The sequence below is a fragment of the Corynebacterium minutissimum genome (genome assembly GCF_016889765.1).
Taxonomy (GTDB): domain Bacteria; phylum Actinomycetota; class Actinomycetes; order Mycobacteriales; family Mycobacteriaceae; genus Corynebacterium; species Corynebacterium minutissimum_B.
The window spans coordinates 2,424,272-2,449,740 of sequence record NZ_CP069533.1 but is presented as its reverse complement, the minus strand read 5'-3'; the positions used below and the strand labels follow the sequence as shown (position 1 = coordinate 2,449,740).

Annotated in this window: 18 protein-coding genes; 8 read left to right on the top strand and 10 right to left on the bottom strand. The window is 59.8% G+C overall.

What is annotated here, in order from left to right:
- Positions 1-29 precede the first annotated feature (29 nt).
- Together I6J26_RS11485 and I6J26_RS11480 are read right to left on the bottom strand one after the other, a co-directional pair.
- Positions 30-854: a hypothetical protein gene (locus tag I6J26_RS11485; protein ID WP_115021700.1), complete on the bottom strand. Its 825-nt coding sequence runs from the start codon at positions 852-854 to the stop codon at positions 30-32.
- Entirely contained in the window at positions 855-3,953 is a 3,099-nt protein-coding gene (locus tag I6J26_RS11480) for a DEAD/DEAH box helicase (RefSeq protein WP_115021699.1), read from the bottom strand.
- 242 nt (positions 3,954-4,195) lie between these two features.
- On the opposite strand from I6J26_RS11480, the gene putP reads away from it, so the two are divergent.
- On the top strand, positions 4,196-5,758 hold the full coding sequence (gene putP, locus I6J26_RS11475; protein WP_115021698.1) for a sodium/proline symporter PutP: 1,563 nt from the start codon (positions 4,196-4,198) through the stop codon (positions 5,756-5,758).
- 93 nt (positions 5,759-5,851) lie between these two features.
- On the opposite strand, the gene I6J26_RS11470 is transcribed toward putP, so the two are convergent.
- Entirely contained in the window at positions 5,852-7,192 is a 1,341-nt protein-coding gene (locus tag I6J26_RS11470) for a lipase family protein (RefSeq protein ID WP_239121794.1), read from the bottom strand.
- A gap of 213 nt (positions 7,193-7,405) precedes the next feature.
- Between I6J26_RS11470 and I6J26_RS11465 the strand changes: the two genes are divergently transcribed.
- Positions 7,406-7,948 carry an HNH endonuclease family protein gene (locus I6J26_RS11465; protein ID WP_115024298.1) on the top strand — a complete coding sequence of 181 codons (543 nt, stop codon included), beginning with the start codon at positions 7,406-7,408 and terminating at the stop codon, positions 7,946-7,948.
- Positions 7,949-7,994: 46 nt separating this feature from the next.
- A complete protein-coding gene (locus tag I6J26_RS11460; RefSeq protein WP_115021696.1) occupies positions 7,995-8,438 on the top strand; it encodes a DUF2269 domain-containing protein in 444 nt (147 codons plus the stop codon).
- A 153-nt stretch (positions 8,439-8,591) separates the two neighbouring features.
- Here the strand turns inward: I6J26_RS11460 and I6J26_RS11455 are convergent, their stop codons facing one another.
- From I6J26_RS11455 to I6J26_RS11430, 6 genes are all read right to left on the bottom strand, one after another.
- The gene (locus I6J26_RS11455) at positions 8,592-10,568 is read right to left on the bottom strand and encodes a DEAD/DEAH box helicase (RefSeq protein WP_115021695.1); all 1,977 of its coding nucleotides are present in this window, start codon (positions 10,566-10,568) and stop codon (positions 8,592-8,594) included.
- Between the two features lie 244 nt (positions 10,569-10,812).
- Entirely contained in the window at positions 10,813-11,991 is a 1,179-nt protein-coding gene (hutI, locus tag I6J26_RS11450) for an imidazolonepropionase (RefSeq protein ID WP_115021694.1), read from the bottom strand.
- A 21-nt stretch (positions 11,992-12,012) separates the two neighbouring features.
- Complete coding sequence (locus tag I6J26_RS11445; protein ID WP_115021693.1) at positions 12,013-13,689, bottom strand: urocanate hydratase; 1,677 nt, start codon at positions 13,687-13,689, stop codon at positions 12,013-12,015.
- Between the two features lie 249 nt (positions 13,690-13,938).
- A complete protein-coding gene (hutH, locus tag I6J26_RS11440) occupies positions 13,939-15,492 on the bottom strand; it encodes a histidine ammonia-lyase (RefSeq protein WP_115021692.1) in 1,554 nt (517 codons plus the stop codon).
- Positions 15,493-15,743: 251 nt separating this feature from the next.
- Complete coding sequence (locus I6J26_RS11435; protein WP_115021691.1) at positions 15,744-16,472, bottom strand: IclR family transcriptional regulator; 729 nt, start codon at positions 16,470-16,472, stop codon at positions 15,744-15,746.
- A gap of 15 nt (positions 16,473-16,487) precedes the next feature.
- Positions 16,488-17,834, bottom strand: coding sequence for a YjiH family protein (locus I6J26_RS11430; RefSeq protein WP_115021690.1), 1,347 nt, complete (start codon positions 17,832-17,834; stop codon positions 16,488-16,490).
- 306 nt (positions 17,835-18,140) lie between these two features.
- Between I6J26_RS11430 and I6J26_RS11425 the strand changes: the two genes are divergently transcribed.
- The 5 genes from I6J26_RS11425 (at position 18,141) to I6J26_RS11405 (ending at position 24,557) form a co-directional block, all read left to right on the top strand.
- Positions 18,141-19,529 (top strand): amino acid permease, encoded by a 1,389-nt coding sequence (locus tag I6J26_RS11425; RefSeq protein WP_115021689.1) that lies wholly within the window; start codon positions 18,141-18,143, stop codon positions 19,527-19,529.
- A 2-nt stretch (positions 19,530-19,531) separates the two neighbouring features.
- The gene (hutG, locus tag I6J26_RS11420) at positions 19,532-20,491 is read left to right on the top strand and encodes a formimidoylglutamase (protein ID WP_115021688.1); all 960 of its coding nucleotides are present in this window, start codon (positions 19,532-19,534) and stop codon (positions 20,489-20,491) included.
- Positions 20,492-20,543: 52 nt separating this feature from the next.
- Positions 20,544-20,936, top strand: a complete 393-nt coding sequence (locus I6J26_RS11415) for a (deoxy)nucleoside triphosphate pyrophosphohydrolase (protein WP_115021687.1) — start codon at positions 20,544-20,546, stop codon at positions 20,934-20,936.
- A complete protein-coding gene (locus I6J26_RS11410; protein WP_115021686.1) occupies positions 20,933-24,049 on the top strand; it encodes a DUF3427 domain-containing protein in 3,117 nt (1,038 codons plus the stop codon). The genes I6J26_RS11415 and I6J26_RS11410 overlap by 4 nt, the downstream gene beginning before the upstream one ends.
- Before the next feature lie 340 nt (positions 24,050-24,389).
- Positions 24,390-24,557 carry a hypothetical protein gene (locus I6J26_RS11405; protein WP_181815358.1) on the top strand — a complete coding sequence of 56 codons (168 nt, stop codon included), beginning with the start codon at positions 24,390-24,392 and terminating at the stop codon, positions 24,555-24,557.
- Here the strand turns inward: I6J26_RS11405 and I6J26_RS11400 are convergent.
- A complete protein-coding gene (locus I6J26_RS11400; protein ID WP_115021685.1) occupies positions 24,554-25,393 on the bottom strand; it encodes a MurR/RpiR family transcriptional regulator in 840 nt (279 codons plus the stop codon). The two genes, I6J26_RS11405 and I6J26_RS11400, sit on opposite strands and share 4 nt — an antisense overlap.
- Between the last annotated feature and the right edge of the window lie 76 nt (positions 25,394-25,469).

Here is a 25,469-nt window from a genome sequence, read left to right as displayed (position 1 = left end):
ACTCCTCACGGGTCGCGGAGACGACAACTCTAATGCGTCAGATGGTAGTAAAGGTCATCGACATCGGAGACTGCGCGAAGCACATCTATGTTCGTATGGCTCACCGCACGCATGGCACGGCGCAGCAGGTCAGGGTCAGAATCATCCACTGCGGGTGCGTACTTAGGTTCGGGAAGCGGTGGCAGTTCGCGCCCTTCCCAGAACAGAGCATTGCGCTCTTCAGGGTCCATCTCTACGCCGCTATAAGAATCCTCAGAGGCCGCCTTGGCCTGCTCCATAACGGATTGCTCCAAACGAGCAAAGTCCAGTCCGCGCAGGGCGAAGATGACAGACGGATCGGCATCCATGCGGGCAGCAAGGCGATCTGCCACGGCGACGATGTGTTTGCACACATATTCCGGGTCGGGGCAGGTGCAAGAGAAACGGAGGTCGTCGGCGAATTCGGCGAAGAGGATGTCAAGGGCGTCGTCGGCAAGCAGGCCCTCCCTCGCCTTCGCCACGGAGTTGGGGGTGCGCGCAAACATCTCCGACAAACGGCCGATGTCCTCGTTGTTGCGGTACGGGACCTGGATCAGCACCGCGAAAGGTTCGTTCTGGGAGCCTGCCACCTTGCCGTGAACCGCACCGTTGCGCACGTCAAGGCCCACGACGTGACCTTCCGTGGCGTATTGGCGCCCGCGGCTGATGCGCCCGGAATCCGTCTGCCCATTGACAAAGTTCACCACACGAGTCGCAGCCGGCTGCATCGTGCGCACGCGGTCTACGCGGTGGACCTCCTCAGGCGTGCTGACGCGCTTCCGGGTGCCAAAGTTGGCGTAGATGACGTTGTCGTCTCCAGGGCGTGACGGTGCCATTTAGTTCTCCTGTCCCTTGTAGCTCATGAGATCTGCCAGCTGCTCCGGGGTTAGCTCCGTGAGCCAGCCTTCGCCCTCGCCCACCACAGCGCCAGCGAGCTGCGTCTTACCGTCGAGGATGTCTTGGATGGACTCCTCCAGCGTGCCAGCTGTAATCATCTTGTAGACCTGCACGTTGCGCTCCTGACCGATGCGGAAGGCACGGTCGGTAGCCTGGTTCTCCACGGCTGGGTTCCACCAGCGGTCCATGTGCACGACTATCGACGCCGCCGTGAGGTTCAACCCCGTACCTCCCGCCTTTAGCGAGAGCAACATGACGGGAGCTCCGTCATCGGCTTGGAAATCCTGCACCATCTGATCACGTTTGTTCTTGCTCACTCCGCCGTGGAGGAAGGGAATATCAGTGCCCAACTGGTCAGAAAGATAAGGCTGGAGAATATCGCCGAAGGCCCTGTATTGGGTAAAGATGAGCACGCGCTCGCGGGATTCAATCGCCTGGTCCACAATGCGCATGAGCTCTTCCACTTTGCCGGAGCGGTGCTTGCCTTTGATGGTGACCGCGCTGCCGTCACCAAGGAAGTGGGCCGGGTGGTTACAAATCTGTTTGATACGCGTGAGCGAGGCCAGCACGAGCCCGCGGCGCGACATGCCTTCCTTTTTGCCTAGGGCTTGTTCCACGTCAGCAACGAGTGCCTTATAGAGAGCTGCTTGCTCGTCGGTCATGCGCACGGTGATGATCTGCTCGGATTTGTCAGGCAGGTCATCGATGATGTTTGGGTCCGTCTTCAGCCGACGCAGGATAAACGGCGCGGTGAGAAGGCGCAGGCGCTCGGCCATCTCCTCGTTGCCTTCGCGTTCGATGGACTTGGCAAAATGGTTGCGAAAGAACGAGGCTGAGCCGAGGATGCCGGGGTTGCAATAGTCCAGGATGGAGCGCATCTCTGACAAGCGGTTTTCAATCGGCGTACCGGTCAGCGCCACGCGGTGGCGCGACGGGATGGCGCGCACCGCTTTGGAAGAACGTGTTGCCGCATTCTTGATGGCTTGTGCTTCATCGAGCACAACGCGGTCCCAGTCCACCTGGCTCAAGGTAAGGAAGTCTCGGGCCACGGTGCCATAGGAGGTAATGACGACGTCAGCGTTCTGGGCCGCCTCCACCAGTTTTTCGCCTTTGAGCCTGCCGGTGCCGTGTTGGACGACGACCTTGAAGCTCGGCACGAAGCGCGCGGCCTCACGGGCCCAGTTGCCCACGACGGAGGTGGGGGCGACAACCAGCGTGGGGTTCCACGCCGTGGCGTCCTTATCCTCCGCGGCATCCTTGTCTTCCGCGGCGTGGGCTTTCGCCCACGCCGCCTTTTCGACGGCCAGCAACGACAGTAGTTGGAGGGTTTTGCCCAACCCCATGTCGTCGGCAAGCACTGCTCCAATATTGTTCTGGGACATCCAGTAGAGCCAATCCACGCCGCGACGCTGGTACTCGCGCAGCTCCGCATGGACGGTATCGGGGATGTCCACGCGGTCCGGAGCAGTGGTTTCGAGGCCTCCGAGCAGCGAGGTGTGCCACTGGGAGCCGGTAAAGGCGATGGGATCCTCCGCCATCGACTTGAGCGCCATCTCGCGCAGGTCCGCAATGGAAACGACGTTATCTTCTTCGCCTTCGTTGAATTCCTTACGGCGGCGCTCTACCTCAGCGACGAGCTCCTCCCAGCCGGGTTGCTCCAGCTGGCGAGCCATTTCGGCGGTTTTTGCGAGCTGCTCGAGTTCTTTGAGGGCTCGCCTGCGGGCGGTATCGGCAAGCTCACGCATGTACTGCTGAATCTTGTTAAGTGCCTGGGTATCCGCCATGACCCACTCACCGCGCAACTTGATGAGGCCGGACTTGGACTTAACCAGCTCCTCCATTTCGGCATCGGTGAGCTGCGTGTCACCGACGGAGAGTTTCCAGTCATAGTTGACGAGTTTCTCCATGCCGATATGCGCCTTGGTGGAACCTTCAGCCGGGTCGTGCACCTCGACGGTCTCCAGCTTGGCCTTGGTCTCCATATGCGACCACGATTTCGGCAGCATGACGGTGAAACCGGCCTTGCGCAAGGCTGCAGCATCGTGGGTGACAAACTCCACGAGCTGTTCGGTCGTCAGATACACGTCCCAGTCACCGGCATAGGGCGAGGGTGCCCCCGAGTTGTATTTCAGGCGCGGGGCCACGTCAAAGGCGTGGCGGCGGGCATCGCGAAGCTTCTCGACGCTCCCGCGGTCCAACTGCTCCTGCTTCACCGGGCGCGGCGAATCGGTGCCAGAGCGCACAAGCACGCGGATGGGCCACGTGGTCTCTTCTGGATCCTCATCCTCCTGCGGCTCTTCGACGAGGAAGACCAATTGCAGGTCCACCGACGTGATGGAGTCCTTCCACTCATTGAGCCCGCGAAGCAGCTGGGCGCGGCCCTTCTTCACGGGGGAGGTCTTCAGCAGTGAGAGGGCGAAATCATGCCAGGGTGCTGCACGTGGAGCATCAATCTGCGAACGCAGCTGGGTATAGGCAATCCAGTGCGTGAGCTCATCAGCTAGATCATCTGACAGCGCGCGGTTATTAATCGTCAGAATGCCAGGTGCTGCGGCGAGCATTTCCGCCAGCCAGCTGCGCTCTCCCAGTCCGGAGGCGAGCTGCCACATGGGGTACCACTCGCCTGCTTGATAGGACAGGCGAATAGTCACGCGTCCGGCCCGGACGAAACGGTAGAGACCGCGGTAAGCCCGTATGAGCCACATGAGATCCGGGGCAATGGTCAGGCGCTGCTCTGCCGTCACCGCTTGGCTGTCAGTGTCGAGGTATTCCAGTTTGGCCAGGGTCTCGACTGCCTCATCAGGTGCGAACATGGCCATGGGCACCATCAGGGAGACGTCTTTTCCTTTCGGCGTGCGCAGCGACACCCGCGCTCGGTTGCGGAACGTCTTCTTCCCCAAGATGGTGTCGACGACATCGGGGAAGGTGCCCTCCGGAACGGCGGAGGGCATGACGATTTTGTGTCCTTCGACCTGTTCGATCCACAGACTCAGCCCAGAGACGGGCAGCCAGAGGCCATGCAGCAGGTAAGAAGCCATAACGGCCAGTTTAGCAGCACACCATCTGGGGGCACTGGGTGCAGAAAGTTCCCAAATGCTGCCGCAATACCCAATCGTTATAGTCTCGTTACATTTCGGCGTTACGCCAGTAAGACCGTACATTAAGCTGTGACCAAGGTAACCGAATACTGGTCACCTTGCCGATTTTCAGTTGGGCAGGGCCGTTTACCTCGTTAGCGTGAATGAGTCCTACTCTTAATCTCAATCTCAAGGAGAGATCAGTGCAAGACTCCACTTGGTACGTCGTTGCGATGATCATCTACCTGCTTGCCATGGCCGCCATCGGCTTCTGGAGCTACAAGCAGACGGATGAATACGACGACTATGTTCTAGCCGGCCGCGGGCTTCACCCGTTCGTAGCCGCACTGTCCGCCGGCGCTTCCGATATGTCCGGCTGGCTACTCATGGGCCTGCCGGGCGCCCTGTTCCTCACCGGTATGTCCGAGCTCTGGATGGCCATCGGCCTTCTGGCAGGTGCTTGGGCGAACTGGAAGTGGGTTGCGCCGCGTCTGCGTTCCTACTCCGAAATTGCCGGCAATTCTATTACTGTGCCGTCCTTCTTTGAGAACCGCCTACACGATAAGTCGCGCATGCTGCGCATTATCGCTGCGGCCATTATCATCTTCTTCTTCACTTTCTACGTGTCCTCCGGCATGGTCGCCGGTGGCCGCTACTTCGAGTCCAGCTTCGGCGGCGACTACATGGTCGGCATGCTCGTCGTGGCTGCCGTGACGGTGTTCTACACGTTTGTCGGCGGCTTCCTCGCGGTGTCCTATACCGATACCGTCCAGGGCCTGCTCATGTTCGCTTCCCTCATCATCGTGCCGATCATGGTGATCTTCGCACTGGACAACCCCAGCGAAATCTTCAGCTTTGCTGCTGAGAATCCCTACGCCACCGATGGCGTTATTGAGAACCCGAACTACTTCTCTATGTTCTCCGGTGTTTCCGCCGCCGTCATCATCGGTAACGTGGCCTGGGGCCTGGGCTACTTCGGACAGCCCCACATCATCGTGCGCTTCATGGCATTGCGTAAGCCGTCCGACGCCCGCGCGGGCCGTTTCTACGGCGTGAGCTGGATGGGCATCTCCCTTATCGGCGCCATCTTCGTGGCACTCTCCGGCACCGTCTTCTTCACCCAGACCGGTCACTCCATCACCGACCAGGAGAACTACGAGACCATCTTCCTGGACATGGCGCAGGTTATGTTCCACCCGCTATTTGCCGGTCTGGTCCTGACTGCGGTTCTGGCAGCCATCATGTCCACCATGTCCTCCCAGATGCTGGTTGTCTCTACCTCCTTGATTGAGGACCTCTACCTCATCTTTGCGAAGAAGAAGCCAAGCCAGAACGTCCTGATTAACCTGTCCCGCACCGCTGTCGTGGCCATCGCCATCATCGCTGCCCTGCTGGCTATCAACCCATCTGACTCGATTTTGGGTCTGGTTGGCTTCGCCTGGGCTGGCTTCGGCTCTGCCTTCGGCCCGATCGTCCTTCTGTCGCTGTACTGGAAGCGCCTGAACTCCACTGGCGCCATCGCCGGAATGCTCACCGGTGCCATCGTTGCTATTGGCTGGGGCATGAGCCCGCTGGGCGATGCCCTCTACGAGCTGGTTCCGGGCTTCATCTCCGCTCTGCTCGTGGCCGTCGGTGTTTCCCTGGCCACCAAGGCCCCGGACGAGAAGGTCACCCAGGAGTTTGAGGAGGCCTCCCGTCTGGCCAAGCTCGTCGAGAACAACAAGAACCTCGACTTCGAGGAGGCTGCGGAACAGGTGCAAAGCTAAACGCTGACCGCTATCCCATTTCCTTTCAAGCCCCTCGCTGAGCTAATTCATCACAAAGCTTCGGCGAGGGGTTTGTCTTATGCGCAAGAACTTTTAAGACAACACCGCCTCAATAGCTTTGACTGACTCAGTAATGTGTGGGACGGTGCCAGCAACATGTGAACGTGCATCATTCGGGATAAACGTCACGTTCGCGCCGCGCGATGTCCATTGGTTAACCAACTGCTCAGCGGTCGAGAAAGGAATCACGTCATCGCCGCGGCCATGCGTGACTACCACTGGGATCGACGGCGCATCGTAACCGATGTGCTGGTCCGCGAGGATACGGTCGTATGGCGCAGAAGCAATGAACTGGTCAACATCCTTCTCCTCATTGCTGATCTGCTCAATAGTAGTTCCTGCAAAGCTTGTGAGCCCCAAGGTGCAGGTGTTGGTGGCGCGTTTAAGGATTTCAGCGCCCTTCTCATTGAGGTGGGAATAAAGGTCTTCCCCATAGGAGTCACTCAGCCCCAGCAACGCATAGGATTCAAACAGGAAGTACAACGTGCCGTCGAGCGCCGGCGGCAGCAACGTCAGGTCGGCGGGCGCAGCGCCAATGGTAGCTAGTTTGACGTTAAGTTCAGGCGCGTAATCGTCATAGAGCTCCGCTGCTGATGCCGCTGCCCCACCGCCCTGCGAGTAACCATTGATAAACACGGGGTTATCGGCAGCAATATCCCAACCGCTAAGCTGCTGTGCTGCACGCGCACTATCCAAGACGGCATGCGCCTGAGAGATTCGATCCATGTAGGTGTGCATACCTGGGGTCCCAAGACCTTCATAGTCTGTGACCACAACCGCGTAGCCCTTCTTCAGGTATTGCTCAAAGAAGAACTGCTCGTAGTCCCCCACACCTTCAGCGATCTTGCGCGACGGCGCGCATCGGTCTGCCACTCCCTGCGTCCCCGGGGCGAATGCTACAACTGGGCGCGGGCCGGGCCTCACCCATGCAGCTTTGGGCTCAATAACAATGCCGCTAACAGCAGTCTTTTTTCCAGTGCGGTTGGTAGACGAATACAGGATTCGCTGGGCCTTGTACGGTCCAATGTTGGTAATTCCGAGGGTGTTCGACGGGTTGCGAACAGGCTCGGAACGGAAAAGCTGGCCGGGAGCGGATGACTCCACATCAACGGAGTCGTGGTAGAAGGCCGAGTATTCATCACCGACCGGGTTGTTCATACCAGGTTCCGGTGCCGTGGAGTAGTTCCTCAACTCCTCTGCAGCATCCTCAATATCACCGGATTCCTCCGGGCTCTTCGTTGCTACGGGATCTTTAAGGGCTTCCTCAGCGAGAGCGGATTCTGGTAGTTCTGGCGCGACTTCCTGCGCTAAGGCAACAGGGCTTGATGCGGCAACGAGACATGCCACAGTAAGAATGGGAAGGGACGATTTCACTGCATATCCTTTCTTTAAACTGCATATCCTTTCTTTAAGCAGTGTCAACAGGTTCGATAGGTTTTGACTCTTTCTAAGAAAGGTCATGTTTATTATTAACCTTCATTTGATTGTGTCAAGTTTTATTAATCCCCCGCACACGTTCCCTTCATCTCCACACTTCTCGACATCTCTACAGGGAACCTCTCAACGTTGCACACAGTCTAAATGGTCATGGACCTGCGTACCGCCTATTTCGGACTCCTTTCCCTAGCCACACTCACCTATGCCGGATACCACTTCTTCCCGGGCCCCAGCCTGGGAGTGGCCACAGTGCCGGCACGCGTATCAACGCCGGGTTATGAACGTGCTGATTTTGGTGGTTGGCTGCCTGGCACACGCGAGGCCATCAAGGACACCCAAACTATCAACGGCGTCCTTGTTGATCCTTACTCCAGTGGCCCCGCCCCAGACCGCGTTGAAGTGGACCACGTCTTTCCTCTCTCTGCAGCATGGGACCTCGGTGCATCGACGTGGACTAGGGAGCAAAAGCTGGCGTTTGCCAACGATCCGCTCAACCTTGTTGCCACCGCCCGCAGCCTGAACCAAGCAAAGTCCGATTCTTTGCCGGCTGATTGGCTTCCGCCGTCAGATCGCTGCGACTATTCACGCAGGCTCGCTGCCGTTGCGCGGAAGTATGAGCTACCGCTCCCCGCCCGTGACTACGAGGCAATGCGCCATCAGTGTCGATTCGATTTCATCACGGAGCGTCGTTAGACTTTCGCAGGGAAACCCATGACCAGAAAGGTAAAGACTTCTCCTCATGACTAGCTTGCTCATCTTCCTCCACGCCTTCGCCGCCATTTTGTTGGTCGGTACCGTGTGTGTCTCCACTTCTGCCTTCCCCGGCCAACTTGAGAAGGCCGCTGCTGGCGATGCGTCCGCTGCTGGCGCAGCGGGCATCCTCAACAAGATCACCTCGACGTATGGCTACATCTCTGCCATCGTTCCGGTAATCGGACTAGCTGTCTTCCTTACTGACCTTGACGCCTATAAGTCCCAGGTCCAGTTCCACATTGCCCTTCTGCTCTCCGTTATTGCCTGGGTCATTCTGCTCGTCGTGGTTATCCCGAAGCAGAACAAGGCTATGGCTGCGATTGCTAGCCCGGGCAGCGCCGATGTGGCCAAGCTGAAGAAGCAACTGGCTATGTTCTCCGGTATCTTCAACCTGCTGTGGGTTGTCTGCGCCATCCTGATGTACGTGTAACTCACTTTTAGAGTCCCAGGACAGCACACCGAAAACGCACAACCTCCCGAACTCACGAAAGTCTGCTCAGAAATCCTATCTGGGCTAAGACTTTCGCAAGTTCGGGGGGTTTTCTGTGTCGGCACGAGCACGTGCACTAGCGCCGACAGTTACTTAGTCGCGCCAGCCTCCACGGCCGCCACGTCCACCGCGGTCGCGGTCGCGATAACCACCACGGCCGCCGCGTCCACCGCGGCCGCCACGATCATCATCGAAGTTACGGCGCGGCGGGCGGCCAGTATCCTTCTGGATCTTGATCAGCTGGCCGGAAATGCGGGTGTCCTTGAGACGGTCCAGAACAGCCGGGTCCAGATTCTTCGGCAAATCCACCAGGGTATGGCCCACCGCAATGGTGATTCGGCCGAAGTCCTTGGAGGTCAAACCACCTTCGTTAGCCAGCGCACCAACGATGGCGCCTGGGCGCACGTTCTGGCGCTTGCCCACGTCCAGACGGTAGGTTTCGAAGTCGCCGTCTGGGCGGCGCGGGCCTCGGTCACGATCTCGTCCACGGCCACCGCGGTCGCGGTCACGGCCGCGGTCACGCCCGCGGTCATCGCGGTCGAAGCGTTCGCGCTCGCGACGATCCTTCTTGGTCATTGGGCGCTCCTTGAGCAGGAACTCCGTCCCGCCCTGTAGCTGCACGGCCAAGGCCGCAGCGATATCGTCCATCGCCACGTTTTCTGCAGCAGAGTACTCGCGCACCATGTCGCGGAAGAACTCGAACTGCTTGTCCTCCTGCGAAGCACCGATGGAAGCGAAGAACTTCTCCTTGCGCTTGGCGTTGACCTCATCCGCGGTCGGAAGGTCCATCTCCTCCAAGCGGGCGTTGGTCACGCGCTCAATGGAGCGCAGCATGCGGCGCTCACGCGGGGTGACGAACAGGATGGCCTCGCCCGTGCGGCCAGCACGGCCGGTACGGCCGATACGGTGCACATAGGACTCGGTGTCATTCGGAATGTCGTAGTTGACCACGTGGGTAATGCGGTCCACGTCGAGGCCACGCGCGGCGACGTCGGTCGCCACGAGAATGTCCAGGCGGCCATCCTTGAGCTGGTCCACGGTGCGCTCACGCTGTTGCTGAGCGATATCGCCGTTGATAGCGGCAGCGTTGTAGCCGGCCTCCTTGAGGCTGTCGGCCACGTCCTCCGTCGCGTGCTTGGTGCGACAGAAGACGATGATGGCGTCGTAATCAATGACCTCGAGGATGCGGGTAAACGCATCCATCTTGTGGCGGTGCGGGGTCAGCAGGAAGCGCTGCGTGATGTTGTCATTCGTGCGGCGCTCCGACTTCACAGTGACCTCGGCGGGGTTGTTGAGGTACTGCTTGGACAGGCGGCGAATCGAATTCGGCATGGTGGCCGAGAAGAGTGCGACCTGCTTGTCCTCCGGGGTGTCCTCAAGAATGCGCTCAACGTCTTCCTGGAAGCCCATGTTGAGCATCTCGTCCGCCTCATCGAGGACGAGGAAGCGCAGCTGGGAGATGTCCAGGGAACCCTTCTCCAGGTGGTCGATGACACGGCCCGGGGTGCCGACGATGATCTGGGCACCGCGGCGCAGCCCGGAGAGCTGAATGCCATAGGCCTGGCCGCCGTAGATGGGCAGGACGTCGATGCGGCCCAAGTGGTCGGCGAAGGACTGGAAGGAGTCCGCGACCTGGAGGGCCAGCTCGCGCGTGGGCGCGAGAACGAGTGCCTGCGGGTAGCGGGCCTTGGTATCGATCTGGGAGAGAACCGGCAGCGCGAAGGCTGCGGTCTTACCTGTACCCGTCTGGGCGAGGCCGACGACGTCGCGGCCCTCCATGAGGATCGGGATGGTTTCTTCCTGAATTGGGGATGGCTTGGTAAAGCCCACCTTAGCTACGGCTTCCTGAACGTCATCAGGCAGACCGAGGTGCGCAAAACCCTGGGAGTTGTCGTTGGCTGAAGTTTCTTCAGCGCCGGTGTCCTCAGGGTTATTCGCAGCCCCGGTGTCCTGGCTAGAAGCCTGCGAAGCGTCCTGCGCTTCGCCACCTTGCGAGTTTTCCTGAGATTCCGACTTATTGAATTCTTCCGGCTCGTTGACGCCGCCGGTGACGTTATCGGTAATGCTCATTGCTTAGACCAGAGTACGGCACTGCGGTGAGATTATCTATTCCTCCCCGCAGCCTGCCGCTCCCCCCCATGCTGCTCCCCACTCCCCCGTGGGCCTTACCCAATCCCTAGAGTCCGCAGGTCCCGAAAGACCAAAGGCACCATACTAAAGGCACCTTTTACCGCCTTCGACGCCTAAAACCCCAGGTCGACGTATACGGTTTTCTTCATAAGGTGCCCCTCATATGGTGCCTTTGCCCACGGGGCTAGACCTCGCGGCCACCGACGAAGGTCTTAAACGTCATCGGCATGCCCGGCCGGTAGGCCAAGTGGATGGCGCTCGGAGCATCGAGGACGTGGAGGTCCGCGGCAGCGCCGACGACCAGCGAGCCCTTGGCCGGACGGCCCTGCGCATCCTTACCTTCACCAACATTCTGACGACGCAGTGCGGTAGCTCCACCCACCGTGCCGGCAGCAATGGCCTCATCAAGGGTGAGGTGCTGCTGGAGCACGGCCGTGGTGACACAGAAGTTCATCGAGGACGTGTACGACGTGCCGGGGTTGAGGTTGGAGGCGATGGCGACGGTCGCGCCGGCATCGAGAAGCTTGCGCCCCGGGGCCAGCGGCTCGCGGGTCGACAGATCACAGGCCGGCAACAGCGTGGCCACCGTCTCGGAGGAGGCCAGCGCCTCGATATCAGCATCGCTGAGGTAGTTGACGTGGTCCACGGAAGCCGCGCCCAACTCCACGGCGAGCGCCACACCAGGCCCCTCGCCGAGTTGGTTGCCGTGCACGCGCACGCCGAGTCCGCGGGCTTTGCCTGCCTCCAGCACGTGGCGCGACTGCTCCTCGTCAAAGGCGCCGCGCTCGCAGAAGACGTCGATCCACTGCACGTGTTCGGCGACACCATCGAGCATCGGGCCGACAACCTCGTCGAGGTAGGTTTCCGCTTCCGCTCCCGGCGGCACGAGGTGCGCGCCGAGGAAGGTGACGTCATCGACGTGGCGGGCAGCTACCCGAGCGGCCTCAATCTCGGACTCAGTGTTGAGGCCATAGCCGGTCTTCGTCTCCAAGGTCGTCGTACCACCGCGGTGGGCAGCAGCGATGCGTTCCACGAGGAGCTTTTCCAGACGCTCCTCCCCCGCCGAGCGGGTGGCATCCATGGTTACGGCGATGCCGCCGGCCTGGTAGGACTCACCCGCCATGCGGGCTTCGAACTCAGCGGAGCGGTCGCCGTCGAAGATCATGTGCGTATGGGAATCCACCCAGCCCGGCAGAACTGCGCGCCCGCCAAGGTCAACCTTTTCATCCGCAGCCGGGGCCTCGGAGGCCGGGCCGATCCAGGCGATGGTGCCGTCGGTGTTGGCGATAAGGGCGGCGTCGGCAAGCGTGCCGGCCTCCGACACCGTACGCAGCTCTGAGATTCCAGTAAACAGGGTGGACATGATCTTCTTTTCCTCTCGTGTCTAGTCGCGGGCCTTGAACTCCATCGGGATACGCACGCCGCGCTCGTCGGCGACTTCCTTGGCGCGAGTGTAACCGGAATCCACGTGGCGGATAACACCCATGCCTGGGTCGTTGGTCAGCACCGCACGCAGCTTGGCGGCGGCCAGCTCGGTGCCATCGGCCACGGTGACCTGACCGGCGTGGATGGAGCGACCCATGCCCACGCCACCGCCGTGGTGGATGGATACCCAGGTGGCACCGGAGGAGACAGCGGTCATGGCGTTGAGCAGCGGCCAGTCGGCCACAGCATCGGTGCCATCGAGCATGGCCTCGGTCTCGCGGTACGGGGAGGCCACGGAGCCGGAGTCCAGGTGGTCGCGGCCGATGACGATCGGAGCCTTGATCTTGCCTTCCTTGACCAAGTCGTTGAAGAGCAGGCCGGCCTTGTGGCGCTCGTTGTAGCCCAGCCAGCAAATACGTGCCGGCAGGCCCTCGAACTCCACGTACTCCTCGGCGGCATCGAGCCAGTTGTGCAGGTGCTCGTTGTCCGGGAAGAGCTCCTTGAGCGCCTGGTCGGTGACCTTGATGTCCTCCGGGTCGCCGGAAAGCGCTGCCCAGCGGAAAGGTCCGAGACCCTCGCAGAAGAGCGGGCGGATGTAGGCCGGGACGAAGCCCGGGAACTCGAAGGCGCGCTGGTAGCCGGCCTTGCGGGCCTCGTCGCGGATGGAGTTGCCGTAGTCGAAGACCTCAGCGCCCTCGTCCTGGAATTCCACCATGGCCTGGACCTGGGCGGCCATGGCCTCGCGAGCCTTCTTGGTGAAGGTGGTCGGATCCGCCTTGGCCTCGTTGTGCCAATCCTCCACCGTGATTTCGGTGGGCAGGTAGCTCAGCGGGTCGTGCGCGGAGGTCTGGTCCGTGACGATATCCACGGTGAACTCGCCGGCGCGCTGGCGACGCAGCACCTCCGGGAAGACCTCGGCGGCGTTGCCCACCAGGCCGACGGACAGCGGCTTCTTGTTCTCCTTGGCCTCCAACACCAGCTTGAGAGCCTCATCCAGGTCGGTAACAACCTCATCGAGGTAGCGCTTGTGCTGACGGCGCTTCAAGCGGGTCTCGTCCACATCCACGATGAGACAGGCACCGCCGTTGAGGGTGACGGACAGCGGCTGTGCACCGCCCATGCCGCCGCAGCCGCCGGTCAGGGTGAAGGTACCGGCAAGCGTGCCGTTGAAACGCTTCTTGGCCACGGCCGCGAAAGTCTCAAAGGTTCCCTGCAGGATGCCCTGGGTCGCAATGTAAATCCAGGAACCGGCCGTCATCTGGCCGTACATCATCAAGCCTTCATCCTCGAGCTGGCGGAAGTGCTCCCAGTTGGCCCAGTCACCGACCAGGTTGGAATTCGCAATGAGCACGCGCGGTGCCCACTCGTTGGTTTTCCAGATACCCACCGGCTTGCCGGACTGCACCAAGAGGGTCTCATCGGACTCGAGGTCTTTCAGAGACTCCACGATGGCATCGAAGGCTTCCCAGCTGCGGGCAGCACGCCCAGTGCCGCCGTAGACGACGAGGTCCTCGGGGCGCTCAGCAACCTCAGGATCAAGGTTGTTCATGAGCATGCGCAGCGGGGCTTCGGTCTGCCACGACTTGGCAGTGAGTTCAGTTCCGCGCGGGGCGCGTACTTCGCGGGGTTCAGACATGACTTCCTTTCGCTCGTGCTTCTCGACGCCCTCCCAAGCCCCAGGCCGGTTTCCCGGGGCTGTCCCTGAAGGCTTGGTTGGCGTCACACAGGACAAGGTACTGTGACCCACGCCTATCTTCCAGGCCACATTTTATCCACCTGTCTCATATGCCAGACTGTCGAGCGACCGGTGCTTGGGCGGTGCGCACAGAAAAGGCCCCCATGGACCGTGCGGAACTCAGCACGACCATGGGGGCCGGGGTGGCGCTTAGCGCAGCGTGCCGACGACCTCCTCCACCGCAGCCACGAGCGCGCCTTCCTTGACTAGGCGCACGGTTTCCTCAATCTCCGGGCTCAAGTAGCGGTCTGTGCCCGGGCCCTGCACGGTCTTGCGGAGGGCGGCGATAACCGCGCCAGTCCCCTTGGCCGGCTCACCCTCACGCATATCGATAGCGCGGGCGGCAGTCAGGATTTCGATGGCAAGCACACGCTGCAGGCCGTCGACGGCCTTGCGCAGTTTGCGCGCACCAGTCCAGCCCATGGAGACGTGGTCCTCCTGCATCGCCGAGGACGGGATGGAGTCCGCAGACGACGGGTTGGCCAGGCGTTTGAGCTCAGAGACGATGCCCGCCTGCGCATACTGCGCAATCATGTGGCCGGAATCTACGCCTGGGTCATCGGCCAGGAAGGCGTGAAGGCCGCGGTTGCGGGCAACGTCGAGGAAACGGTCCGTTCGACGCTCAGAGATGGAGGCCAGGTCAGCCACCACAATCGCCAGGAAGTCCAGCACGTAGGCCACCGGCGCGCCGTGGAAGTTGCCGTTGGAGACTACGCGGCCGTCCTTCGCCACCACCGGGTTATCGACGGCGGCGGCAAGCTCACGTTCAGCTACCAGTGCGGTGTGCGCCAAGGTATCGCGGAAGCCGCCAGCCACCTGCGGGGCACAGCGCACCGAGTAGGCGTCCTGCACCTGGTTCTTCTTGAATTCTTCACGAGCTGCGTCCAGAATCGCAGAGCCCTCGGCCACGGTGAGGATGTTAGCAGCAGCATCGGCCTGACCCGGGTGCGGGCGCAGCTGCTGCAGGTCGTCGGCGAAGACCACTAGGGTGCCCAGCAATCCCTCCACCGTCATCGCGGTGGCGATGTCAGCCGTCTTGGCCAATTCGCGCAGGTCAGTGATAGCGAGGCAGAGCTGACCCAACATGCCATCGGTGCCGTTGATAAGGGCCAAGCCTTCCTTCTCACGAAGCTGCAGTGGCTCGATACCGGCTGCCGCGAGGGCCTCACCAGCGGGCGTAATGTCGCCGCCGTCGACGCGCACCTCGCCTTCACCCAACAGCGCCAGGGCACAGTGCGCGAGCGGAGCCAGGTCACCGGAGCAGCCCAGGGAACCATACTCACGAACCACCGGATGAATGTTGGCATTAAGCACTGCCGCATAGGTTTCTGCTACGACCGGACGCACGCCGGTGCGGCCGGTACACAAGGTAGACAAACGCAGAAGCATAAGAGCGCGAATAACTTCGGTCTCTACCTCCGGACCAGTACCTGCGGCATGGGAGCGCACCAGGGACAGCTGCAGCTGCGCGCGCATCTCCTCCGGGATGTGGCGGCGCGCCAGCGCACCAAAACCAGTGGAGATTCCGTAAACCGGCGTCGGGTCCTGGGCAAGCTCTTCTACACGGTCACGCGTGGAGGCAATGCCCTCCAGCGCTTCCTGGGAAATCTCTACCTTCGCACCATAACGCGCAACGGCCACGACCTCCTCAATGCTCAGGGCACCGATGCCCACGGTCACGGTGGAGGGATAAGAATTAGGCATTAAAGGCTCCTTCACGTATCGCTGCGCACCAAATACCCTGCCAATGGCCGCCAAGGGTGACCAAAAGCTCGGAGCACACAGGCACACAGAACAATGTATTTGCGGTCACACATACGTATGTGCTTTCACAAGTTTTCAGAATATAGTGATGCGCGCTACAGCCTCACGCGTTGCGCTCATAGTACAACAGCCACCTCGGCTAGCACACCTGCTACACCTCCGCGCAGTGTCCGTGCACGGGTTAACGCAGCTTAACGCCGGCCATACATCCGCTTCGCCACCTGCGCGGCGGCGGCTTTAAGCTCGTGGGCCACTGCGGCGGCGTCGGCAGTACCTACTGGATAGGTCACCGCCAGTGCTGCTGCGGGCCTGCCTACATGGTCAACAATCGCCACCCCAACCGAGGCCTGCCCGCGGGCGACCACCTCAACCTCTTCAGCCCAGCCTCGCTCCCGAACGTCACGCAGGATGGTCTTAAACTCTCCAAAGCTAAGCGCCCCAGCCGAATAGGCCGCACGCCATTCGGCTTCCGGAAGCACCGCGAGCATCGCTCGCCCCGAGGCCGTGCGCTGCGCTTGGAGGCGCACTCCTCTTTCCGTCACCAAGGACATAGCCTTTGGCGCTCGGACCTCATTGAGGTACAGGATCTCCGACCCCGCTAGGCGCGACAGGTGACCGGAGCCATCTACCTTGCTAGCAATACGTTCCAGGTGCCCCTGCGTTGCCCGAACGAGGGGCTGCTGCGTGGCATAGGCAGCCGCCATGGAGTAGGCCGCAAGGCCCAATCCATAGGTTTGGTTCTCCGGCAGGTGCACCACGAATCCCGCGTCCACCATCTCTTTGAGAAGGTGATAGGTAGATGAGCGTGGCAGGTCCAACTCGCTGCGGATCCGCGCCGCGGAAATGGGGACATCAATGGTCGATAGCAGCCGGAGGATTTCCAGCGCATTGCGCGCGGCCGGAACGCGGGAGTTACTCATAGCGCGACAGTTTAGCTAGGTCACGAGGAAAGCAATCGGCGTGGCAATGATGATGGTGAGGACCACGCGCTCGAACCAGATGACAACAAGATGCCACAGCTTAATTGGAATCTTGGTGGCCAGAATGCACGGCACCAGCGCGGAGAAGAAGATGATGGCTGACACCGCCACCACACCGATGACGAATTTCAGCGTCAGGCTGGAGGAATCCGCCACCATCGTGGCCGGCAGGAACATCTCCGCAATCCCCATCGCTGCAGCTTTACCCGCTAGTTCGGGTTCTGGAAGCTGCACAATCCACGCGAAGGGGTAGAACACATAGCCCAACCAATCAAAGAGCGGCGTGAATTTAGCCAGAAGCAAGCCAATGAGGCCGACCGACATGATGGAGGGAACAATGGCTGCGGCCATGCGCACGCCATCGCGCAGGTTCTCCCAGATGGCAGCGCCCAACGACGGTGCGCGGTCGAGCTGCAACAGCGCTTCCCTCCACGCTGCCTTGAAGTAGTTGCCTTTGACCGGCTTCTCCGGATCCGGCGTTACGCCGGAAACATACTCGTTGGGAATGGTGCTCAGCGGCGGAATCCACACGGTGATAGCGGTAACGAGGAACGTCACCACCAGGGACACGGCAAAATAGATTCCCCACATGCCCATCAAGTCCAGCTGCTTGGCCACGATGACCATAAAAGCTGCAGACACCGTGGAGAAACCCGTCGCGATGATGGAGGCCTCACGCGCCGTGTAGCCGCCACGCTGGTACACGCGGTCAGTAATGAGAATGCCCAACGAGTAGGAACCCACGAAGGAGGCAACGGCATCGATGGCGGAGCGCCCCGGCGTGCGCCACAGGGGCCGCATGATGGGCTGCATGAACACGCCTACAAACTCCAGCAGACCATAACCAATGAGCAGGCCAAGGAAGGCACCGCCAATGGGAACGATGAGCCCTACGGGCGTGGCGATGGAGTTCCACAGGAAGGGAACAATATCCTCGTTGCCCAACACACCAGGCAGTGTTCCTAACACCATAAGGAAGGACACCACCATGCCCACGACGTTGAGCACGGTGAACACCGCCTGCAGGGCACCTTCCCGCCAGTTCTTATTCACAATGCTGCGCACAGTGCCATAGACGGCCAGCGCCAAGATGATCCACGGCACCACAGCCTCCGCGTGTGTACGGATGATGGTGACCATATGGTCAAGCGGAATCGACTTCTTCCCGCCGTAGCTGACGGGGAAAAAGAAAACGAAAGCTCCGATGGCGCTGTAGACAAACAGCCGCCACAGCCCCTTCTTGGTGGGCGTGGCCTCTTCGGGCTCGTAGAAGGCGTCAACAAGGGCGTCTTCGTTCTTCATTTTTTACCTCACGGTATGGGCGACAAATTACACGTCTCTAGCACGGCAGGCGGACCAACAACGCGCGTTCCAACGACGCACAGTGCGGGATGAAACGCCAACCATGCCCACGCAACAGCCACACGCGGGTCACAAAGATACTAACCACAACTTTCTTAAATGTCACTTAGATCACCCCCGGACATCTAGTGAAAGACATGTCACCTGGCTGAATTTCATTGAATTGACCCCACGCAGTAACTAGAGGAAAGTAGCTCTCAGACGCATTTTCACTCGCATTCTTCACGAAGGAGGAGGACGGCCACCGTGCCCGAGACCACCACCCAGCGCAGAGGCCTTAAGCACCGCCACCTGCACTTCATCGCACTCGGCTCCGCCATCGGCACCGGCTTGTTCTACGGCTCCGCCAGCGCCATCCAAGCTGCCGGCCCCTCCGTGCTGCTGGTCTACCTCCTCGGCGGCGCCGTCGTGTACTTCCTCCTGCGCGCGCTCGGAGAGATGTCGGTCCACCACCCAGTCACCGGCTCCTTCGCCGAATACGCCCGTGCCTTCCTCGGGCCTTGGGCGGGCTACATCACCGGCTGGATGTTCGCCTTTGAAATGGTCATCGTGGCGCTCGCGGACCTCACCGCCATCGGCGTCTATATGCAGTTCTGGTTTCCCGGCTCACCGCAATGGGTCTGGGTGGCCGCTACCCTATTACTCGTCGGCGGCGCGAACCTCGCCACGGTCAAAGCCTTCGGCGAGCTGGAATTCGCCTTCACCATCGTCAAAGTCGGCGCGGTCGTCGCGATGATAATCGGCGGCGTAGCCGTCTTAGTCTTCGGTCTCTCCACCGCGGAGACCACCGGCCCTGCCAACTTAGTCAATGACGGTGGTTTCTTCCCCAACGGCCCCTCCGGCATGATCGCCTCCTTCATCCTCGTTCTCTTCGCCTTCGGCGGCACAGAAATCGTGGGCGTGGCCAGTGCGGAGGCCGAGGAACCGGAGAAGTCCGTCCCCAAAGCCGTCAACACCATCCCCGTGCGCATCCTGCTGTTCTACGTGCTGGCCATCCTGGTCATCCTCATGATTAACCCCTGGCGCACCATTACGGGTGAGGAAAGCCCCTTCGTCCAAATCTTCTCCACCCTGGGCGTCACGTGGGCAGCAGCCGCTCTCAACGTCGTGGTCATCACCGCGGCTGTCTCCGCCATCAATGCCGATCTCTTCGGTGCCGGCAACGTGCTCACCGGCCTGGCACGCCAAAATCTCGCACCTAAAATTATGGCCAAGAAAGCACGCGGCGTACCGGTGATGACCATGGTCATTTTGCTCATCGTCATGGTCATCGGCACGGTCCTCAACGCCTTTATCCCCGACAACGTCTTCGAGGTCATCGCCTCCCTGGCCACGTTCGCCACCATCTATGTCTGGCTCATGATTCTGCTGGCCCACGTGGCTTCCCGTAAGCAGATGTCGCCGCAGGAACGCGCCAGCCTGACCTACACAGTGCCCTTCTGGCCGTGGGGTCAATACTTCGCCATCGCCTTCATCACGTTCACTTTTGGCATCATGGCATGGCAGCCGCAGTACCGTCCGGCCCTAGCGGTAGGCGTTGGTTTCATCATCCTTATGACAGCCATCTTCTACCTCACCGGCCGGCGCAACCACGCCGCTGCGCACGCCGAACCCAGTTCCGTCCCGAAAGGATAACCATGAACAGCGTTGAAGCCCCCGCTTACTCCCCTGCACCCGAGTGGTCTGGCCGCTCCGATGGCCCCGGCCCGGAGCACGCGCGGTGGCACAGCGTGATTCGCCCCCTCGACGTGGACAACCCACAGGCGCAGCCCGGCGTAGCACTGCTGGGCTTCGCCTCCGACGAGGGAGTTGAGCGCAACCATGGCCGCCCCGGCGCGGCTGCGGGCCCGGAGGCACTGCGCAACGCCCTAGGCTCCCTCGCGGTGCACCATGAGCATGCGCTTTACGACGCCGGCACGATCACCACCCAAAGCACCGACCTGGAGGGCGCCCACGAGCGCCTCTCTACGTCCGTCGAAGCCCTATCCGCTGCTGGCCACCTTCCCATCATCTTGGGCGGCGGCCACGAAACTGCCTTCGGCTCCCACCGCGGCGCCTTCCATGCGAAGGGGCCGCTGAAGATCATCAACCTCGATGCCCACTTCGATCTGCGTACCGCGGATGTGCCCACTTCCGGCACGCCGTTTAAGCAGATTTCTGAACTCGTTGGCCGCCCCGATTTCGACTACACCGTCCTGGGCATTTCCCGCCCCAACAACACCAAGGTTCTCTTCGACGAAGCCGCCGATCTCGGCGTCACCATCTCCCTCGACGAGGAACTCCTCACCATGAACGTGGAGCAGCTCCGCGCCCACGCCGAGCAGCTCTGCGCCGGCACAGCCCCCATCCATCTCTCCATTGACCTGGATGTCCTCCCCGCAGCGCAGGCCCCAGGCGTTTCTGCTCCGGCCGGACTCGGCGTTGACCTTCCCATCATCCGCGAACTCGCCGTCACCATCGCCGCCACGGGTCGCCTCGCGCTTGTCGACGTCGTCGAGCTCAACCCCTCCTTCGACCTCGACAACCGCACCGCCAAGCTCGCCGCCCGGCTTATCGACGACATCGTTACCGCGCACTTTTCCGCGGTTTCGGCCTAAACACAGGCCGTACCTTCTGGCTAAGATTCGGGCCAGCCGGCATACTGGTCCCATGAGTTCTCCGATTCGTGTGGTTGGCGCCGTCTTTATTGATGGTGACCGAATCCTGGCCTGTCGTAAGGCCCCAGGAAAGTCTCTAGCCGGCATGTGGGAGTTCCCCGGTGGAAAGATCGAGCCGGGCGAGACTCCACAGGATGCCTTAGCACGCGAGTTGGCAGAAGAGCTTTCCCTTACAGCGACTGTCGGTGACAAAGTCACCACGACGGTCCACACTTATGAGTTCGCTACCATCGAGCTCACCACCTTCCTGTGCACCATCCAATCCGGAGACCTTGTACTCACCGACCATGACGCCACCCGGTGGGTCACCGCCGCCGAAGCCCAAGAGCTCGACTGGGCTCCCGCTGACATCCCCGCCGTTGAGCTCATCTCCTCCCGCCTATGACCCCTCACGATCTGCTGCCTTTCGGTATTTACGAAACCCCCATCACCGCCCGTATTCACGAGCGAATCAAGGAGACCCAGCGAGCCATTCCCACCGCGGCTTCCGGAATTACCGAAGCTACCACTAAGGATGTCGACCCCAGATTCGCCGCGGCAGTATCCCAACACTTCGCACGGGTTATTGAGCAACGACTCCTCGAGATCAAAAAGCCGGAAGAACGCGTCGCACTCATCAACAACCTCGCACAGCACCTTGGCGCGGACGAGAAAGTATCAGCTGAACAGTTGCTCTATGCCATGTACAGGTCTGAGCTCACCGAGCCACCTGTCTTGCCCGAAGTTTCACTGAACTCCAGCGCGCTTTTTACCAATAGCGTGGACGATACCAACATGTCGGTGGAAATTGCCCGCGAGATTCGTACTGCCGATTCCGTCGATCTGCTCTGTGCATTCATCAAGAACTCAGGCATTTCGGCCATTAGTGATGAACTGGAGTACCTACGCGATCACCAGATCCCCCTCCGAGTCATCACCTCAACGTATTGTGGTGCGACTGAAGCCGCTGCTGTACGCCGCCTTGTCGAGGACTACAACGCTGAAGTCCGTATTTGCTACGAGCACAAGACCACCCGTTTGCATGCAAAGGCGTGGCTCTTCCGCCGCGAGTCTGGATTCGATACCGCCTTCATCGGCAGCTCTAACCTGTCCCGTTCTGCGCTTGTCGACGGCTGGGAGTGGAACGTTCGCGGCTCCCGCTCTACTACTCCGGAGATCATCGAAAAGTTCATCAAGACTTTCGACAGCTATTGGCACGACAATCACTTCAAGCACTTCGACCCGGAGCGTGATTACGAGCGCTTGCTAGAGGCACTTCGCGGCGCAAAGTTCCTTGAAGCGAAACAGGACGAGAAGCTCGAGCTATCGGGTCTGCGTGTCGAGCCCTACCCCTACCAGCAAGAGATGCTTGAGGCATTGCATTCGGAACGAGCAGTGCACGGCCGACACAAAAACCTGCTGATTGCGGCTACCGGCACTGGTAAGACCGTCGTCGCAGCCTTAGACTATCGCCAACTCTGTGCGGAGTTTGGGCGCCGTCCACGTCTTCTGTTTGTGGCTCACCGCAGGGAGATCCTCCAACAAGCTCAGCGCACGTACCGGGAGGTACTTCAAAGCTCGGACTTTGGTGAAATTCTCATCGGAGGCGAGGAGCCCCGTCGCTGGACCCATGTTTTTGCAAGCGTTCAATCCCTCCACGGTGATCGACTGACACGCATCGCTCCTGACCACTTCGATGTCATCGTGATCGATGAATTCCACCACGCAGAGGCCCCGACCTACCGCAAAACTCTGAACTACTTCCAACCTCAAGAGCTCCTCGGACTCACAGCAACGCCCGAGCGCGGAGACGGCGAGAACGTCCAGAAGTTTTTCGACTACCGCGTAGCCCATGAACTACGACTGTGGGATGCACTGCGCCTACAGCTACTCGCGCCTTTGCATTATTACGGGGTCGATGACGATACCGATCTCACGAGCCTGACATGGAACCGAGGTAAAACGGACTACAACACGTCAGAGCTCAGCGAGTTTTATATCAAAGCTGGAGAGAAGCGCACCCGATTCATCATCAATGAGCTCAACCGTCGTATCTTCGATCTCTCCCAGATGAAGGCCCTCGGCTTTTGTGTTTCGATCGCCCACGCCGAGTACATGTCCGAACAATTCAATGCTTTCGGCATCCCAGCTTTGGCGGTAAGCAGCAAGCAAAGTACTGAGGAACGCAGGAAGGCTATCGCGCAGCTGCGCGATGGCGACATCAAGATCATCTTTGCGGTCGACATTTTCAACGAGGGCATCGACATCCCTTCCATCAACACTCTTTTACTTCTACGTCCCACTCAGAGCCCGGTTCTTTTTGTTCAGCAGCTGGGCCGCGGGCTGCGCCTTAACCAGGGTAAAGACGCGTGTATTGTGTTCGATTTTCTTGGACTCCAGCACGAAGAATTCGACTTCGAAGAACGCTTCAAGGTACTGACCGCTGCCCGCGGCAAGAGCTTCATCAAAGAAGTCGAGCAAGGCTTCCCCACTGCGCCACCGGGCTCCAACATCACGTTGGATCGTATGACGACAGACCGCGTTTTGGCCAACGTCAAGCGCCTGGCAAGAAACTCTGTCAAAAAGATCCGCTCACAGATTAGCGAACACGGAACTATTGACCTTGCAGCTTTTCTTCGCGAGTCCAACATTCCTTTAGAGGACATCTACCGCAGGAAAGGAATCTCCTGGACTACCCTCCTTCGCGATGAAAAGCTTCTACCTGCGTCCGATGAGGACTGCGAAGAAGCCTTCCTCCTGAGCCGTATCCGAGTACTCCTCCACATCAATGACCCTGACCGCGTAGCAGCCTACAGCCGACTCATGGAAGCGGACGGGCCCTCAGAACAAGACATGACTGAGCGTGAAAAGCGCTACGCCACGATGCTCGTTCTGGCACTATGGGCGAATTCCAATACAGCCATCCCGGCTTCTCTGGATGAAGCGCTCGATACCGTGCGTTCCCATCCCGCATTCGTCAACGAAGTCAATCAAGTCATGCAGATTGCGCTTGAAGCATCCCGCGTGATTCCCCAGCAGTCTTCTCACAGCGTGCTTGAGACGCATGCAGACTATAGCCTTGCTGAGCTTGTCGGCGCTTTGGACGAAGGCCCGCTCAAAAAGCTCGCCAACCTTCCTCGCGAAGGAGTCAAACGCTTCGACACCTCGAACACTGATCTCTTCTTGGTGACTTTCCAGAAAGATGAGAATGTAAGTGCTTCAACGAATTACCGCGACTACCCCCTATCTCCGGATCGGCTTCACTGGGAGTCCCAATCCACGACCACTCTGAAATCGGCGATGGCCAAGCGCTACATTGAACATCAAAAGCTCGGCGGACACATCATCATCGCTACTCGCTTCACCAAGAAGAATAGGGTGGATACCGCCGCAGCGTACACCTTCCTCGGCAACGTTGACTATGTAACGCACCGCGGCGAAAAGCCCATCCAATTCGAATGGAGCCTACGTCGCGACATGCCTAAGAAGTTGTATGCAGCAGGACGAACTGTCGCCTAGGCCCTATTTCCCGCTTTTGGTCTAGTACCCCTCCAGGCCCCTAGATATACAAATGCAACAATTAACTCACTTTATGTAAGAAATTTCAGGAACCAATGGTTGAGCAAGTACGGCCACTCTCGCACATATCCCTACCCCCTAATGCATCAAAGATTGCAGATATTCGGGTTCAATCAAGATTAAGCCACGCAGTTATGTTTGCTTTTATTGAGAACCCCACCCCCGAATGTGAGGATCTCACAGCGCGGAATTGACGGACATCTTGGGTTAACCTAATATTTTCTTAGAAGATTAGTGTCAACTGAGCGAAAAATAGTTGAGCAATTTACGGAGGAGTGGCATGGAAGCCGCCAGCGATCGTAGCCAGAAGCGATGGAGCCGCCCGAATACCGGTTCCGAAGCTTCGACTTATGGCTTCACGCGTTATCGCGAGCGTGACTTCAAGGCTGCATTGGGCCACTCCCCACGCTGGGCCGCCTGCAGCAAGCGAGCACGTACCACGCGTTAAGTCTCGAAGCCTTCGAGAATATTCTTCAGCTTCTGCTGAAATGGGGCAACATCGTGCTCGTATCGTCGCTGAATCGACAGCACAATGGCATTCAACATGAGCATAGGAACCGACAGGGTGGTAAAGGTTCCCTCATCGCCACGCGGGGCGGCCAAAGTTACGACAGGTACTGGGTGAACAACGCGAAGGTCATCAGTAATGAGCAGGACCTTGCAATTGACCGCCTCAGCATAGTTCAGCAACTGACGTAGCGGCCGCGTGGAACGGCGGAAGGCAAAGACCACAAGAAGGTCTGGCTCCCCCATGCGGAGCAGCTGTTCAGCCATGTCATGGTCCGTCTCACCAGAAAGGTCATGGACAGACCGTCCCAGGCGGCGAAAGCGGCGCTCTGTCTGATCACACAGAGGAATGGAGTTGCCGCGGCCGTAGATGTAGATATCGCGGGCATTCATCACTAAATCCGCTGCTCTGTTAATAGAGTGCTGGTCTACGCTTCCCGACGCCGCGGACAGCGAATCCATCTCCTTAGACACCAGCTGCCCCAGCACTGTCTGTCCCGCTTCATTGCGGAATGCACGACGACCGTTGGAGTGCTCAGCAGCAAGGTACTGGTCATGCATCCTGCGCAATTCTTGGCGCAGCTCCAGATAACCTTTGTACCCAAGCTTCTTGGCGGTGCGGGTCACAGCAGAGCCATGGACACCGGCTTTGGCGGCAACGTCTTCGCCGCGCCACAGGGCTGCTTCTTGCGGTCGGCTGAGAATCACATCGACGACCGCCTCGTCTGCCCGACTCAGTGATGCCCGGTGGCGCTCCACCCTTTGTTGAAAATTCACACCACAAGTTTAACAAAAACTTTTTTAAGCGTGGCCTCAGCTTTCGCAGCGTTGCGGCAAAAGTAGTGCTGTGCAG

Bases quoted from the DNA above. Each gene is read 5' to 3' on its own strand.
- I6J26_RS11485 (WP_115021700.1), bottom strand. From the start codon at position 854: ATGGCACCGTCACGCCCTGGAGACGACAACGTCATCTACGCCAACTTT.
- I6J26_RS11480 (WP_115021699.1), bottom strand. From the start codon at position 3,953: ATGGCTTCTTACCTGCTGCATGGCCTCTGGCTGCCCGTCTCTGGGCTG.
- I6J26_RS11465 (WP_115024298.1), top strand. From the start codon at position 7,406: ATGGACCTGCGTACCGCCTATTTCGGACTCCTTTCCCTAGCCACACTC.
- I6J26_RS11460 (WP_115021696.1), top strand. From the start codon at position 7,995: ATGACTAGCTTGCTCATCTTCCTCCACGCCTTCGCCGCCATTTTGTTG.
- I6J26_RS11455 (WP_115021695.1), bottom strand. From the start codon at position 10,568: ATGAGCATTACCGATAACGTCACCGGCGGCGTCAACGAGCCGGAAGAA.
- hutI (WP_115021694.1), bottom strand. From the start codon at position 11,991: ATGTCCACCCTGTTTACTGGAATCTCAGAGCTGCGTACGGTGTCGGAG.
- I6J26_RS11445 (WP_115021693.1), bottom strand. From the start codon at position 13,689: ATGTCTGAACCCCGCGAAGTACGCGCCCCGCGCGGAACTGAACTCACT.
- hutH (WP_115021692.1), bottom strand. From the start codon at position 15,492: ATGCCTAATTCTTATCCCTCCACCGTGACCGTGGGCATCGGTGCCCTG.
- I6J26_RS11435 (WP_115021691.1), bottom strand. From the start codon at position 16,472: ATGAGTAACTCCCGCGTTCCGGCCGCGCGCAATGCGCTGGAAATCCTC.
- I6J26_RS11430 (WP_115021690.1), bottom strand. From the start codon at position 17,834: ATGAAGAACGAAGACGCCCTTGTTGACGCCTTCTACGAGCCCGAAGAG.
- hutG (WP_115021688.1), top strand. From the start codon at position 19,532: ATGAACAGCGTTGAAGCCCCCGCTTACTCCCCTGCACCCGAGTGGTCT.
- I6J26_RS11415 (WP_115021687.1), top strand. From the start codon at position 20,544: ATGAGTTCTCCGATTCGTGTGGTTGGCGCCGTCTTTATTGATGGTGAC.
- I6J26_RS11410 (WP_115021686.1), top strand. From the start codon at position 20,933: ATGACCCCTCACGATCTGCTGCCTTTCGGTATTTACGAAACCCCCATC.
- I6J26_RS11405 (WP_181815358.1), top strand. From the start codon at position 24,390: ATGGAAGCCGCCAGCGATCGTAGCCAGAAGCGATGGAGCCGCCCGAAT.